This is a genomic window from Collinsella sp. AM34-10 (assembly GCF_003469185.1).
Classification (GTDB): Bacteria; Actinomycetota; Coriobacteriia; order Coriobacteriales; family Coriobacteriaceae; genus Collinsella.
Map to the genome: position 1 here is coordinate 335,152 of NZ_QSIL01000001.1, position 14,215 is coordinate 349,366.

General features: G+C 60.5%; 13 protein-coding genes. 6 read left to right on the forward strand and 7 right to left on the reverse strand.

Annotated elements, in window-relative coordinates:
- Window positions 1-85: 85 nt before the first annotated feature.
- A complete protein-coding gene (locus DW823_RS01390) occupies window positions 86-1,090 on the reverse strand; it encodes a GGGtGRT protein (protein ID WP_055252290.1) in 1,005 nt (334 codons plus the stop codon).
- Between the two features lie 18 nt (window positions 1,091-1,108).
- The gene (locus DW823_RS01395; RefSeq protein ID WP_006235554.1) at window positions 1,109-1,843 is read right to left on the reverse strand and encodes an iron-sulfur cluster assembly scaffold protein; all 735 of its coding nucleotides are present in this window, start codon (window positions 1,841-1,843) and stop codon (window positions 1,109-1,111) included.
- Window positions 1,844-2,234: 391 nt separating this feature from the next.
- On the opposite strand from DW823_RS01395, the gene DW823_RS01400 reads away from it, so the two are divergent.
- Window positions 2,235-3,047: a transposase gene (locus tag DW823_RS01400; RefSeq protein WP_118079693.1), complete on the forward strand. Its 813-nt coding sequence runs from the start codon at window positions 2,235-2,237 to the stop codon at window positions 3,045-3,047.
- A 671-nt stretch (window positions 3,048-3,718) separates the two neighbouring features.
- Here DW823_RS01400 and sufU read toward each other — a convergent pair.
- The 5 genes from sufU to sufC are packed head-to-tail and all read right to left on the reverse strand — an operon-like array spanning window position 3,719 to window position 8,952.
- Window positions 3,719-4,141, reverse strand: coding sequence for a Fe-S cluster assembly sulfur transfer protein SufU (sufU, locus tag DW823_RS01405; protein ID WP_118079695.1), 423 nt, complete (start codon window positions 4,139-4,141; stop codon window positions 3,719-3,721).
- Window positions 4,134-5,459 carry an aminotransferase class V-fold PLP-dependent enzyme gene (locus DW823_RS01410; protein ID WP_199574287.1) on the reverse strand — a complete coding sequence of 442 codons (1,326 nt, stop codon included), beginning with the start codon at window positions 5,457-5,459 and terminating at the stop codon, window positions 4,134-4,136. The genes sufU and DW823_RS01410 overlap by 8 nt, the downstream gene beginning before the upstream one ends.
- A complete protein-coding gene (locus DW823_RS01415; RefSeq protein WP_118079697.1) occupies window positions 5,456-6,727 on the reverse strand; it encodes a SufD family Fe-S cluster assembly protein in 1,272 nt (423 codons plus the stop codon). The genes DW823_RS01410 and DW823_RS01415 overlap by 4 nt, the downstream gene beginning before the upstream one ends.
- A complete protein-coding gene (gene sufB, locus DW823_RS01420; RefSeq protein WP_117854891.1) occupies window positions 6,727-8,139 on the reverse strand; it encodes a Fe-S cluster assembly protein SufB in 1,413 nt (470 codons plus the stop codon). The genes DW823_RS01415 and sufB overlap by 1 nt, the downstream gene beginning before the upstream one ends.
- A gap of 12 nt (window positions 8,140-8,151) precedes the next feature.
- Window positions 8,152-8,952, reverse strand: coding sequence for a Fe-S cluster assembly ATPase SufC (sufC, locus tag DW823_RS01425; protein ID WP_118079699.1), 801 nt, complete (start codon window positions 8,950-8,952; stop codon window positions 8,152-8,154).
- A gap of 222 nt (window positions 8,953-9,174) precedes the next feature.
- Between sufC and DW823_RS01430 the strand changes: the two genes are divergently transcribed.
- The 5 genes from DW823_RS01430 (at window position 9,175) to DW823_RS01450 (ending at window position 14,190) form a co-directional block, all read left to right on the forward strand.
- Window positions 9,175-9,606 carry an Rrf2 family transcriptional regulator gene (locus DW823_RS01430; RefSeq protein WP_118079701.1) on the forward strand — a complete coding sequence of 144 codons (432 nt, stop codon included), beginning with the start codon at window positions 9,175-9,177 and terminating at the stop codon, window positions 9,604-9,606.
- A gap of 8 nt (window positions 9,607-9,614) precedes the next feature.
- Window positions 9,615-9,902, forward strand: coding sequence for a nucleotidyltransferase family protein (locus tag DW823_RS01435; protein WP_118079703.1), 288 nt, complete (start codon window positions 9,615-9,617; stop codon window positions 9,900-9,902).
- The gene (locus tag DW823_RS01440; protein WP_118079706.1) at window positions 9,889-10,308 is read left to right on the forward strand and encodes an HI0074 family nucleotidyltransferase substrate-binding subunit; all 420 of its coding nucleotides are present in this window, start codon (window positions 9,889-9,891) and stop codon (window positions 10,306-10,308) included. Before DW823_RS01435 ends, DW823_RS01440 begins: the two co-directional genes overlap by 14 nt.
- Before the next feature lie 128 nt (window positions 10,309-10,436).
- Window positions 10,437-12,191: a hypothetical protein gene (locus DW823_RS01445; protein ID WP_118079708.1), complete on the forward strand. Its 1,755-nt coding sequence runs from the start codon at window positions 10,437-10,439 to the stop codon at window positions 12,189-12,191.
- Between the two features lie 202 nt (window positions 12,192-12,393).
- Window positions 12,394-14,190 carry an AAA family ATPase gene (locus DW823_RS01450; protein ID WP_118079709.1) on the forward strand — a complete coding sequence of 599 codons (1,797 nt, stop codon included), beginning with the start codon at window positions 12,394-12,396 and terminating at the stop codon, window positions 14,188-14,190.
- Window positions 14,191-14,215 lie beyond the last annotated feature (25 nt).

Here is a 14,215-nt window from a genome sequence, read left to right on the forward strand (position 1 = left end):
AACGCTTTGTGGCGACAAAAAAGAGCCGCTACCCGGGTGGGTAGCGGCTCTAAAGCTCAACTATATGAGCATCGCGCGGGCGCGATTAGGCCTTGAGGGCCTCCTCGACGGCGACAGCGCAGGCGACGGTGGCACCGACCATGGGGTTGTTGCCCATGCCGATGAGACCCATCATGTCGACGTGCGCAGGCACGGATGAAGAACCGGCGAACTGGGCGTCGGAGTGCATACGGCCCATGGTGTCGGTCATGCCGTAAGAGGCAGGGCCGGCGCCCATGTTGTCCGGGTGCAGGGTACGGCCAGTGCCGCCACCAGAAGCGACGGAGAAGTACTTCTTACCAGCCTCGAGGCGCTCCTTCTTGTAGGTGCCAGCGACGGGGTGCTGGAAGCGCGTGGGGTTGGTGGAGTTACCGGTGATCGAGATGTCGACGTTCTCGTGCCACATGATGGCAACGCCCTCGCGGACGTCGTCGGAGCCGTAGCAGTTAACGGCAGCGCGGGGACCATCGGAGTAGGGGATGGTCTCGACGACCTTGAGCTCGCCCGTGTAGTAGTCGAACTGGGTCTTCACATAGGTGAAGCCGTTGATGCGGGCGATGATCTGGGCAGCGTCCTTGCCCAGACCGTTGAGGATAACGCGCAGCGGCTTCTTGCGAGCCTTGTTGGCGTTCAGAGCCAGGCCGATAGCGCCCTCAGCGGCAGCGAAGGACTCGTGGCCGGCCAGGAAGGCGAAGCACTCGGTGTCGTCGGAGAGCAGCATGGCGCCCAGGTTACCGTGGCCCAGACCGACCTTGCGGTCCTCGGCGACGGAGCCGGGAACGGTGAAGGCCTGGATGCCCTCGCCGATGATGGCGGCAGCCTCAGAAGCGGTCTTGGCGCCACGCTTGACAGCGAGAGCGCAGCCGAGGGTGTAGGCCCACTCGGCGTTCTGGAAGGCGATGGACTGGGTGTTGTTGACGATCTCACGCGGGTTGAAGCCCTTGTCGGTGCAGATCTGCAGAGCTTCCTCGAGGGAGGCGATGCCGTTGTCGGCGAGGCACTTGTTGATCTTGTCAGCGCGGCGCTCGTAACCTTCGAACGTAACAGTCATAGTTATTTCCCTCCCTTTCTACTCGTGAACCGGGAACACGCTGGCGACGGAGTGAGTCTCCTCGTCGGTGCGCGGGTCGATGTACTTGGCAGCGTTCTCCCACTGACCATAGTGGCCCATAGCGCCAGCGATGGCCTCCTCGGGGGTCTTGCCGGCCTTGACGGCGTCGGTGAACTTGCCGAGGTTCAGGAACTCGAACGCGATGATCTCGTTCTTGTCGTTGAGAGCCATGCGGGTGACGTAGCCCTGAGCGAGCTCGAGGTAACGAGCGCCCTTGGCCTTGGTGCCGAACATGGTGCCGACCTGGGAGCGAAGGCCCTTGCCGAGGTCGTCGAGGGAGGCGCCCACGGGCAGGCCGCCCTCGGAGAACGCGGTCTGGCTGCGGCCGTAAACGATCTGCAGGAAGATCTCGCGCATAGCGACGTTGATGGCGTCGCAGACGAGGTCGGTGTTGAGGGCCTCGAGGATGGTCTTGCCGGGAAGGATCTCGGAAGCCATGGCGGCAGAGTGGGTCATGCCCGAGCAGCCGATGGTCTCAACGAGGGCCTCCTCGATGATGCCGTCCTTGACGTTCAGCGTGAGCTTGCAGGCGCCCTGCTGAGGTGCGCACCAACCCACACCGTGCGTAAGACCGGAGATGTCGGAAATCTCCTTAGCCTGGACCCACTTGCCCTCCTCGGGGATGGGTGCGGGGCCGTGGTATGCACCCTTGGCAACGGGGCACATGTTCTCCACTTCCTGTGAGTACTGCATGCCTCTCCTCTCTATCGTGTTGGCGTCCCGTCTGGGGTCGTGGCTGGCGATTGCCGGGCGACCCTTCGAAAGGGACATGACATGCAGCCCCTATAATACCGCGAAATGCACGGAATATTCGGCGAACGGCGCAGTTTTCGTAGCGAGAAGCGCGGAACTTTCAATTGAAACGATTTAACCAGACTGTTTGCTGTTGTGCGGTCCGTTGAAGGGGGTCGGTTCTGGTCAAGCGTTTGGCAAGGCCGTGTTTCCTGACCTGTGGCTATGTTGCCGTTCGCCGTCGGTTTGCCGCCTTTTACCGTCGACGGGTGCCATTTTGCGTGAATGTTTTGATGGCACGTTTCAATCGTGATGTATTGGATGGTAAGCAGATCCCGGCGAAGGGAGCGCCATGCAGCGCGTTTGGAAAACGATCACCGGTTTTTACCATGTTTGTGCCCGCGGTATGGGCGGGCAGTTGATCTTTGAGAGCGACGAGGACCGGTGGGAGTTTTTGGAACTGATGCGCGACTGCTGCCGCGATGCCCAGGTGACGATTGTGGCCTGGTGTCTCATGAGCGACTACGTGGATCTGGTGCTTTTGGATTACGAGGACGAAATGAGCGCTGCTATGCAGCGGCTGCTGTTGACGTATGCTCGTCGGTTCAATAAGCGCGCTGGGCGCGCGGGCTGCCTATTTCGTGAGCGTTTTGAGCGCCGCTCGCTCGATACCGACTGGCAGGTGATGGAGGCTATTCGCTCCGTACACGCCGATCCGCAGGAGGAGGGCATTAGCCTAATCGAGCGTTATCCCTGGAGCAGCTTTGCGGAGCATCTGCGCGCTTACGACAGCGATGCGGCCGATGTCACGAGGGGATTTTCCGATCCTTCTTGTGTACTTGAACTTTTTGGTTCTGCCGAGGGCTTTATTGCCTATTCGCTAGCGATGCCCGACGGCGGCGAACCGGTGCTGTGCGATATGAAAGAGACGGAGTGGGAACGCCACGCCTTTGCCGACAGGTTGGCGAAGAGCCTCGGGGCTCCGCTCCACGGGGTTAAAGCCGCACCGCCGGCGCGGCGCGATGCCGTTATCGTTGGATTGCGCGATGCCGGATTTACGGTGCGTCAGATTGAGCACTATACCGGGATTGGCAAAAGTACGGTTTCTCGTATTGTGCGGACCCGCACGGGGACGGCGATGCGGGCTGGCGGAAACGTGATGTAGGGCTGCCTGTGCACCGCGGCTGGGGTCGTTCATGCGCCGCAACCTGCGTTCTAAATGCTTGGTACGCTGACTGCACTTCTTGATATGCATAGAACGATTGCCGTCTTGCATAAAAATACGGCTCAGTCCGGTTTTACCCGCGCCTACCCCCGTCCACACCGTGCAAAAAGCGGAGTTTTCAGCATCGTGGTGCTGTCGGCACCGCCGTAATCTTGAAATATATGGGTCCCGAAGCCATTTATGCCTGCCGATGTGCCTCCAAAGCGCATGCTTGTGACCCCTGAGACCACTATGCTTGTTCTAAAACGATATAAAAGGGTGCCTGGAGACGTTGATTAACGCTTTCAATGCGTATACACGCAACTTGGCGTGCTGAAAGCTCGCAAAAATGCACGCCGCACCCTATGGGACCCGTCTGTGGCGGGCGCGAAGCGAACCGGAGCCCAGCAGGACGGGGCATGGGGCGTTGCTTGGGGTGCCCGTGGCTCTGTCGCTAGCCGTTGGCACTGTGGAAAACGTCCGTGTTTGCGGCTGGCTGTTCGGTAAATGACAGGGCGAGCGCCGGACGCGCGAACTTTGTGTGTCCGAGGCGTTATGAAAAAGCCGAGCCGCCCGTATTGGGCGGCTCGGCAATCAAACCCTTTGATCTGGGGCATCCGCTTCTGGCTAGTTTACCCTTCGAGCATGCCGTCGAGGGTGCGCCAGGCTAACTCGGCGCATTTGACGCGGGCGGGCATGTGCGAGATGTCCTGGAGCTGGGCGGCCTCGTCCAGGTCTTCCAGGTCTTCCTCGGAGAGCTGCTCGCCACGGATCATGGCGAGGAAAAGCCCTGCCAGACGACGTGCTTCCTCGACCGTCTCGCCGGTGATGAGGTCGGCCATGATATCGGCGCTGGCCTGGCTGATGGCGCAGCCGTGACCGGTAAAGGAGGCCTCCTCGATCACGTTGTTCTCGACACGCAGCTGCAGAGTGAGCTCATCGCCGCAGCTGGGGTTGATGCCGTCGTGCTCGTGCGTGGGGGCATCCATCTCGTACTTGTAGTCGGGGTGCGAGTTGTGCTCCATAAACGTGGTAGAGGTGTACAGATTACCCATTGAACGTGCTCCAAACGTGATGCAGGCCGGCGATGAACTTGTCGATATCGGCCTTGTCGTTGTAGAAGGCCACGCTGGCGCGGCAGCAGGCAAGGTTCTCGACGCCCAGCCAGGTGAGCAGAGGCTGCGCGCAGTGGTGACCGGCGCGGATGCAAACGCCGTCCATGTCCATGATGCTCGCGACATCGTGCGGGTGGATGCCCTTGACGTTAAAGCTGACGACGCCGTGGTGGTTGTCCCAATAGATGGAGCCGATGATCTGGATAAAGTCGAGCTGCATGAGCTCGCCCATCAGGTAGTGGACGAGTGCCTTCTCACGGGTCTGGATGTTTTCGTAGCCTACCGTGTTGACCAGGTAGTCAAGCGCCGCGCCCGTGGCGAAGATGCCGGCGGCGTCCTGCGTGCCGGCCTCGAATTTCTCGGGGACGGGCGCCCAGACGGCGTCCTGCTCGGTGACCGAGTCGATCATCTCGCCGCCGGTGAGCATGGGCGGCATGGCGTTGAGCAGGTCCATCTTGCCCCACAGCACGCCGATGCCCATGGGGCCCATGGCCTTGTGCGCGCTAAAGGCAAAGAAGTCGGCGCCCAGATCGGCCACATCGACCGGCATGTGCGGCAGCGACTGCGCGCCGTCGACGACCAGATAGCCGCCGTACTTGTGCACGAGCTTGCCGAGATTCTTGACCGGGTTCTCGACGCCCAGGACGTTAGAGACCTGACCCACAGCCAAGATCTTGGTCTTGGGGCCCACCTTGGACAGAACCTCCTCGGTCGTGAGCTGACCGGTCTTGGTGGGGTAGAGGTAGACGAGCTTGGCGCCGGTCTCGCGGCAGACCTGCTGCCACGGGATCAGGTTAGAGTGGTGCTCCATGATGGTGATGACGACCTCGTCGCCCGGCTCGAGGACCGTGGGCGCAAAGCTCTTGGCGACCAGGTTGAGCGACTCGCTCGTGTTGCGGGTGAAGACGACCTCGTTGGCCTGGGGGGCGCCGATGACGTCGGCGATCTGCTGGCGCACCTTCGCGATGGCCTCGGTGGCCTCGACGGACAGCGAGTACAGGCCACGCAGGGGGTTGGCGTTCATGCGCTGGTAGAAGTCGCGCTCGGCGTCGAGCACGCAGGCGGGACGCTGCGCGGTGGCGGCGCTATCGAGGAAGGCGATCTCGGGGTGCTGCTGGAACAGCGGGAACTGCGCCTTGTAGGGGTTGGTCTCGATGTCGACGGTAGGCCAGCCGCGCGAGGCCTCGTCGCTGGCGTCGAGCTCCATAGGCTCCGGTGCGGTACAGGTGTCGCATTTAACGTGCTCGGTGTCGATCATGCGAGCTCCTCCTCAAAGTTATCGATCAGGTTATTGCCCAAGCGGACGACGGCAGCGCGGGTGCGCTCGTCAGTGGCGGAAAGCGCGGCGTCCTCCAGCTTGGCGCGGATGAACAGGTCCTCGGCGGCGTTTTGGTCAAGGCCGCGGCAGGCGAGATAGAACAGCTGCTCGTCACGGACGTGACCGATGGTGGCGCCGTGGTTGCCGGCGACGTCGTCCTCGTCGCAGAGGATGACGGGAACGGTCTTGTTGTCGACGCCCTTGTTGGCCAGCAGCACGGTTTCGCGCTCGGTGCCGGTTGCGCCCTTGCAGCCGTGCACGAGGTCGATGGTGCCGCGGTAGACCTTCTTGGACGTGCCGGTCAGCACGCCGTTGGCGTCGATCTCGCACTCGGTCTTGCGGCCGCGGTGGCGCAGCTCGTAGTTAAAGTCGCGCACCTGCTCGCGGGCGCCAAGGTAATCGGTATCGATCGTTGCCTTGGCGGTGTCGCCCAGCAGGTCGCCGGCAAGGCCGGTGGCGCTGGCACCGGCACCCAGGACGGTGTGCTGCACGTTGACGCGCGCGCCCTCGTCCAGGAACAGACCGGTGTCGTCGAGCGCGATCCAGCTGTCATCGAGCGTCTGCGTGCAGGTTACGTTGACAGTGGCGTACTCGTAAGCGCACACGCGTAGCACGGAGCCCACGACGCCTTGGCCGTTGACGGGGGAGTCTAGGGCGATCTGCAGGTCGAGCGTTGCCTGCGGGCGGGCGACGACGTCGATAGCGGCGATGGCCGTGGCGGCGTCGACACCGCTCACGCGCACGGTAACCGTGGCGCGTCCGTACGCGGGCACATCGATGACGACGCGCTTGGTGGCGTGATCGGCCAGATAGGTGTAGGCGGCCTCGCCCATGCCGGTCTCGAAGGCCTCAGCGGGGGAGAGCTCCTCTTCGAGCTTGATAGCGCCGGCCTGGTAGACGGAGGTGGCGGGCACGTCGAGCTCGGTCTCGGGCGTGATGCGGGCGCGGTCGACGGCGTCGCCGGGGGCGGAGGCACGGCGCTCGGGGAAGCGCTCGGCCATGGCGTCCATGGCGGTATCGAAGGCGTCGGCCGAGCCGGCAAACTGCTCGTCCAGGCCCTCGACCTCAACGGCCTCGGCGGGAGCGGCGGCAAGTTCGTCCGAAAGCTCGAGCTTGGTCTGGTTCATCTTGAGCCAACCCCAAGTGGCGGCCGGCATAGCGTTGACCTGCTCGAGCGTGGTAGCAGCGGTGTTGGTTTCCTGTTTCATTATCCGATCGCTCCTTCCATCTCGAGCTTGATCAGGTTGTTCATCTCGACGGCGTACTCAAGCGGCAGCTCCTTGGAGACCGGGTTGGCAAAGCCGTTGACGATCATGGTGCGGGCCTCTTCCTCCGATATGCCGCGGCTCATCAGGTAGAACACCTTGTCGTCGCCGATGCGGCCGATGGTGGCCTCGTGGCCGATGTCGACGTTCTTGGCGCGGATGTCCATGGCGGGGATGGTATCGGAGCGGCTCTGGTCGTCGAGCATCAGCGACTGGCAGCTCACGGTTGCTTTGGAACCTTCGGCCTTAGGCGTGGCCACGATGGAGCTGCGGAAGGTCTGGATGCCGCCGCTCTTGGAGATACCCTTGGTCTCGACGGTTGCCGAGGTGTCGGGCGCGTTGAGCACGACCTTGCAGCCGGTATCGAGGTTCTGGCCGGCGCCGGCAAAGGTAATGCCGGTAAAGCTCGAGCGGGCGCGACGGCCGTTGAGCACGCTCATGGGGTAGAGGTAGCCCACGTGGCTGCCGAAGGAGCCGCTGATCCACTCGATGTCGCCGTCCTCGTCCACGCGCGCACGCTTGGTGTTGAGGTTGTACATGTTCTTGGACCAGTTCTCGATAGTCGAGTAGCGCAGGTGCGCACGCTTGCCCACAAAGAGCTCGACAGCGCCGGCGTGGAGGTTGGCTACGTTGTACTTGGGCGCGGAGCAACCCTCAATGAAGTGCAGGTCGGCATCGTCCTCGACGATGATGAGCGTGTGCTCAAACTGGCCGGCGCCCTTGGCGTTAAGGCGGAAGTAGCTCTGCAGCGGGAAGTCGAGCTTGGTGCCCTTGGGCACGTAGACAAACGAGCCGCCCGACCACACGGCACCATGCAGGGCCGCAAACTTGTGGTCGGTGGGCGGGATGAGCGTCATAAACTTCTCGTGGATGAGCGGCTCCCACTGCGGATCGTGCAGGGCCTCCTCGATGCCGGAGTAGACGATGCCCATCTTGGACGCGGTGTCCTGCATGTTGTGGTAGACGAGTTCGGAGTCGTACTGCGCGCCGACGCCTGCCAGGTAGCTGCGCTCGGCCTCGGGGATACCCAGGCGCTCAAAGGTGTTCTTGATGTCGTCGGGCACCGACTCCCAGTCGTGCTTTTGGTCGGTGTTGGGCTTGACGTAGGTGACGATGTTGTCCATGTCCAGGCCCTCGATGGAGGGGCCCCACGTCGGGTCGGGAAAACGGTTGAAGATCTCGAGGGACTTTAAGCGCAGGTCGAGCATCCACTGCGGCTCGTCTTTCTTGGCGCTGATCTCGCGCACGATGTCGGGCGTGATGCCGGCGTCGAGGCGCTCGAATCCCTCCTCGCCATAGGTGAAGTCGTAGAGGCTGCGGTCGATGTCCGCGACCTCGGTGCGGTTCTTGGTCATTGCGTCGCCCCTTTACGCCTGCTGCTCGGCAGCGGCGGCCTCGGCCTGGGCGCGCTGCTCGGCGGCCTCGCGCTCGAAGGTCTCAAAGCCGTTCTTGTCGATCCAGGAGATCAGCGAGGCGTCGTCCTCGCGCACGATATGGCCCTTGACCATAACGTGGACGCGGTCGACATCCAGATGCTCCAGGATGCGCGTGTTGTGCGTGATGATGAGCATGGAGCCGTTGCAGCTCTTGCGGTAGGCGTCCATGCCATGGCTGACGGTGGACAGGGCGTCGACGTCCAGGCCCGAGTCGGTTTCGTCCAGGATGGCGAGCTTAGGCTGCAGCAGCAGAAGCTGGAGCATCTCGACCTTCTTTTTCTCGCCGCCCGAGAAGCCCACGCCCAGCTCGCGGTTGAGGTAGGCGGTGTCCATGTTGAGCTCTGCCGCGAGCTCCTTGACGCGCCGGCGGAACTCCTTGCCCTTCATCTCCAGGCCGGGGCGGCCGGCGATGCTGGCACGCAAAAAGCTCGACAGCGGCACGCCCGGGATCTCGACCGGGGCCTGGAAGCTCAGGAACAGGCCGGCGCGCGAGCGCTTGTCGGTGGTGAGCTCGGTGATGTCCTGGCCGTCAAAGACGATGCGGCCGTCGTTGACGGTATAGACAGGGTCGCCCATGACCAGGTGGCCGAGGGTGGACTTGCCGGCGCCGTTGGGTCCCATCAGCACGTGGGTCTCGCCGGCGGCGACGTTGAGGTTGACGTTGTGGAGGATGGTCTTCTCGTCCACGGAGGCGGTCAGACCTTCGATGGAAAGCAGCGGATTTGCGCTCATGCTGTCCCTCTCTGTATATGGTGTACTCATAGGTGTACTAAACCCTAGGAATCTTCTCGGAATAAAGTTACTATGGGTTCGGCGTTAGTCAAGGGAAAACCCGACTAATCCACTCGACTTTTTAGATGTGGGACATAATAATCAGGTTTGTTTGCCCCGCGTGCATAAGATTTGGGACAAATAGGCCTGGTATTTTGTCCCGGCAACGATGAGAGGGTAGGTATGCTCATTTCTTCTAAGGGCCGCTATGCCCTCCGGCTGATGATCTATATCGCGGCGTTGGGCGACGCCGAAGGCAAGATTGCCCTGCGCGAGGTCGCCGACCGCGAGCATATCTCGCAAAAGTACTTGGAGCAGCTGGTTCGTCCGCTTATGAAGTCGGGCCTGCTTAAGAGCGTGCGCGGCAAGGGCGGCGGCTACATGATGGCCAAGGACCCCGCCGAGGTGCGTGCCGGCGACATCCTGCGCGCCGTCGAGGGCAGCACGGCTCCGGTGGCGTGCGACGGCATCGACAACAGCTGCACCCGTAGTGATCTGTGCTCAACGGTCAAGTTCTGGCGCGGTCTGGACGACGTGATCGAAAAGTATGTCGACGGCGTGACCCTGGCCGACCTAGCCGCCGTCCCCGAGATCAACTTTGAGATTAAGCTGTAGGGCTGCAAATGGCATCTCTCGACAAGGTGTACAAGCAAATCGAAGATTTTGCTCGGGAATGTGACGCCGAGAAAGTTGTGCTGTTTGGGTCTCGCGCTCGAGGCAACAACTTGCCTAAGAGCGATATTGACATCGCCGTAGCAGGTTGCCGGGATTTCGGCCGTTTCTCATATTTGATCGAGGAGCGTCTTGATACTCTTTTAGATGTAGATGTCGTCAATCTCGATGAGTCCTTATCGCAGCAATTGCTCGATGAAATTGCCAGGGATGGTGTGATTCTGTATGAAAAAATATGAGAACTTTGCCAGCGCCTTGGCGAATCTTGAGGATGCGCCCAATCAGGATCTCAACAATGATTTTGTTCAGAGTGGATTGATTAATAAGTTCAATCTTCAATTTGAACTGAGCTGGAAGCTCCTTAAGCGTCTGCTCGAGTATGAGGGTGCCACGCTTGCCGCGTCGGGGTCTCCTCGTGCCATCTTGAAGGAGTCCTACCGATTCTACGACTTTATTGATGAGGCAGCCTGGCTAGATATGCTCAGAGACCGCAATACGAACGTCCATATCTACGACAACAAGCTCGCTCAAGATTTGATTCAGCGCATCTTGGACGTCTATATCCCTGCTTTCTGCCAGTTGAGGGACGGGCTGATGGAGCGTTACGGCGAGCTTCTGTTGGCGCCTGACGACCAGTTTGTTTAATTCCTTAAGATTTCGCGGAGGGTTGTTGCCGTTTACCGAGGGGTTGTTGTGCAACAACGGGCGAGCTGCAATACTTATTTTTATCTTTGCAAACTTCACTTTAACTACACCAATGCAGGGAGGATCTTATGCAGCCCAAGCATTCCGCGATTGTGGCAGGCCTGACGCTGGCGCTTTCGTTTGGCGCCGTTGCCGCGCCTGTGACTGCTGTTGCCGAGGAGCCCGCGCCGGGTGTTGCCTCGGATGCCACCGATATCGATAAGGGCCTTTACACCCAGCAGTCTTTTTCGGGCGTGCTGAGGTCGGTTCAGGGGGTCTCGTTTGTCAACGTGACTGCCGAGATGAAGTACTTCACCAAATACGAGAGCCATGGCAACTATAACCAGGGCTTTTCGTATGGCGATGGCTATAACGCGCTAGGTTATTACCAGTTCGACCGCCGTTGGTCGCTTGTTCCGTTTATGAAACAGGTCTATAACTACGACTCTGCTAAGTACAGCATGCTTAAGGACGCGATTGACCGCGGTGGCGAGATTTCCAACGCGAACAACCCCATGTATGCGAACGGCCAGCTCACCGAGCTGGGTCGTATTGCGCAGGAGGCCTTCCAGGGTGCTTATAACACCGACCCTGCTGAGTTCTCGGCGCTGCAGGATGCCTATGCGTATAACTCGTACTATGCGGTGACCGAGGCGTGGCTCAAGAGTGCTCTCGGCATTGATATCTCCGGCCGCGCCGACTGTGTCAAGGGCATGGTGTGGAGTATTACTAACATGTGCGGCACCGGTGGCTGCAGAGACTTCTTCCGCTGGGCAAACCTTTCCAACAGCATGACGGACCGCGAGTTTGTGACGGCGCTTTCCAACAGCGTGGTCAATAACGTGGCGACCAAGTATGCAAGCCAGCCCCAGTATCATGAGGGCTGGAAGAACCGCTACCGCAATGAGCTCAAGGATTGTCTGGTCTATATCGCCGAGGACGAGGCTGCCGCGGCAACGCCTGTGGAGCCCGTGCAGCCCGAGCCCACGCCGGCGCCTGGTCCGAGCATGGCGCCTGCTGCTCCCGCCGCACCGACGCCTGGTACCGATGACGGTGCGGGCGACGATAATGATACGGATGCGCCCTCGACCGATACTGACGGCGATGGCTCTGCTGGTGGCACTACCAACGACGGCTCTTCCTCGAGCGGCTCCGATTCGAACGGCTCTGCTGCGGGCGATTCGTCTTCAAGTTCTGCCGGCAATACGGGCAGTGCCGCCTCTGGTTCGACCGACGCTGGTTCCTCTGACTCTTCCACTGGCTCGAGCGATTCTTCCGCCGATACTGGTTCTAGCAATGACTCTAACTCTGACGCCGCTTCTGATTCCGGTGCTTCCAAGGACGACTCGAATAAGGCGCCGGACGCGCCGGTTATTTCGACGGACAAGAAGCCCTCTTTCGTTGTGCAGCTTGGCTACACGTTTGGTTCCTCGCTGATGGCTGGCGCAAGCAGCTTGTCTCCTGACAAGAACAATTCTGATCAGACTTCCACGGAAAAGGCCGAGGCCGCAAAGGGCGACTCCAAGGACGATGATTCCGAGAAGACCGAGTCCGATAAGAGTACTAGCTCTGAGGAAAAGGGCGAGAAGTCCGCTCAGAAGAAGGACGAGGAAAAGGGCAAGACCGACAACCAGAACCAGGAGCAAAATGGCTCTAAAACGGTGACCACCACGACCACGACCAAGTCTTCGGGCGGTAACATGCCCAAGACGGGCGACCTCATCGTTATGGCGAGCCTTGCCAGTGCAAGCTTGGCCACGCTGGGTGCCACGTCTATTGTGAGTGGCAAGCATAAGCTCGATCAGCAGAATAAGACTGCTGGTGAGGACGGTTCTGAGGAGTAGCCCCTCGGTTGTCAGATAGCTAAAGAGTCGGGACGGGCCCGGTGCGAATGCATCGGGCCCTGTTTTGTTGTGCAACGATTAGTTGTGCCCCCCTCACGCCCCATGTTGCTACCGTTGCCCGATATGTTTATGTGCCTACATCAATAAGCTCGTGGCGGTCATTACAATTGACATCATGCTGTGATTTAAGGGGAACGTTGCGATGTCTGAACAGGCAAATAATGGTTGTGCTGCCGGCTTTGGCGTGCGTCTAATCGGCTGTACCGACGATGTGGTTTTGCCCATCGGCATGTACGACTATACGGAGGCTCTTGGTTGCTGCACGCTGGTCGACAAGACCATGTTTATTGCCGATATGCTGGATTGCGATGCGTCCGTTTTGGTGTGCTGCCGACCCGAGGGTTTTGGCAAGAGCATGAACTTGTCGATGCTCAAGGCTTTTCTGGAGCGTCCCGCAGTCGGTCGCGCCGGTCGGATTTCATTTGCCGATACTCTGATTTGGGGTGCGGATGGCGGGCGCTATCGGAATGAGTACGCGTGCTATCCAGTGATATCGCTGGACTTTTCTGGCGCTGCGAGGCGTGGTGCCTCTGTTGTCGGCGTCGTGCGTGATGCTCTTTCGGGCGAATGCGCTCGCTTGATGCCACTCTTGGAAGCTCCGGATTTAGCTCGAGACAAGGTACGTCACATTGAACGCGTTGCGCGTGGCGTGGCGAGCGAGGCCGAGGTTGACTCGGCGCTTGGTCTGCTCATTGAGCTGCTGGAGATTGCCTGCGATGAGCAGGTTGTATTGCTCGTTGATGGGTACGACGCGGCGTGGTCGCGCTGTGCGAGCGCGAGGGACGCTTCCGTCGTCGGTCCGGCGGAGCTGCTCGATCGCGTGCTGTTCGACGCCATTGCCACCGCGGGCCATTCGCTACGGTTGACGTGTCTGATGGGGGAGCGTCCCGGTCCTGCCGAGGAGGCGCTTTCTTCGCGCAGCTGCTCGTATCGTCTTTCGACGCCCCTTTCGACGTGGTGCGACCGTTGGTTCGGCTTTTCGGATGCCGAGGTTGAGGCTCTGTTGAGTCATGCTGGACGCGAGGAATACCTGGATGATGCGCGTGAATGGCTCGAGGGATATCGGTTTGGCAGGGCCTATTGCTCGAGTCCGACGCGTGTGATCGGTTTTCTGGACCGAGGCTGCACAGCGCCTGTGCGAGCCGATCTGTATGGGTATGCCGATTGCCTGAGTAGGGTAGTTGCCGGGTGGAATCTCGACCGCCTTTCGGTCTTGTTCGATTTGCTCGAGGCTCATGGATGCGTTGAGGTCTCGCTTGGTTTGGGCGCTGCGGGGCCAGAGGCCTCGCCTGATGATGGCCTGTGGACGGCGCTGTATCTGTCCGGTTTCCTGACGACGGATTTGATTGAGGAGCCGGAGCATGGTGGTCGTCTCCGTGCTCTGCGGTTGCCCAATAACGAGCTTCGTCAGGCCTTTCGTCTGGTGATTATTGATTGGTTTGAGCGTGCTGCCGAGGACGTTCGAGACGTCGATACGTTTCGAGATGGGTTGTGCCGCGGGGATGAGAATGCCGTGAGACAGGCGTTAGACCGCATCCTGGGAGATGCGGGAATCGGTGCGAACAACCCAGATGCGCAGCTGCCATATCACCTGCTCTTGCAGGGGCTCTGCTTTGGATTGCCGGGCTATGCCAATCCTGCCTCGAGGCGAAAGCGTGGCGCGGATCGCTGGGACATCCAGGCATTTCCTACGGGCACCGTGTTTGACGTGGCAGACACGATCGGCATGCTCGACGAGCGTCCGCTGATAACGGTCAATATGATGTTTGACCCCGGTGTGAACGCGCTGGGCCTAGAGCTGCTGGCCGTTCAGGCGCTGCTCGACATAGAGCGCGACGGTATCGACAAGATTCGCGTACCGCGACCCGGTGTGGGCCGCATGCGCTGGGGGTTCGGGTTTGACGGACAGCATGTGGCAGCGGTGTGCCAGCGGCTGTAGGGGCAGGTGATACTGTAAGTGTGCC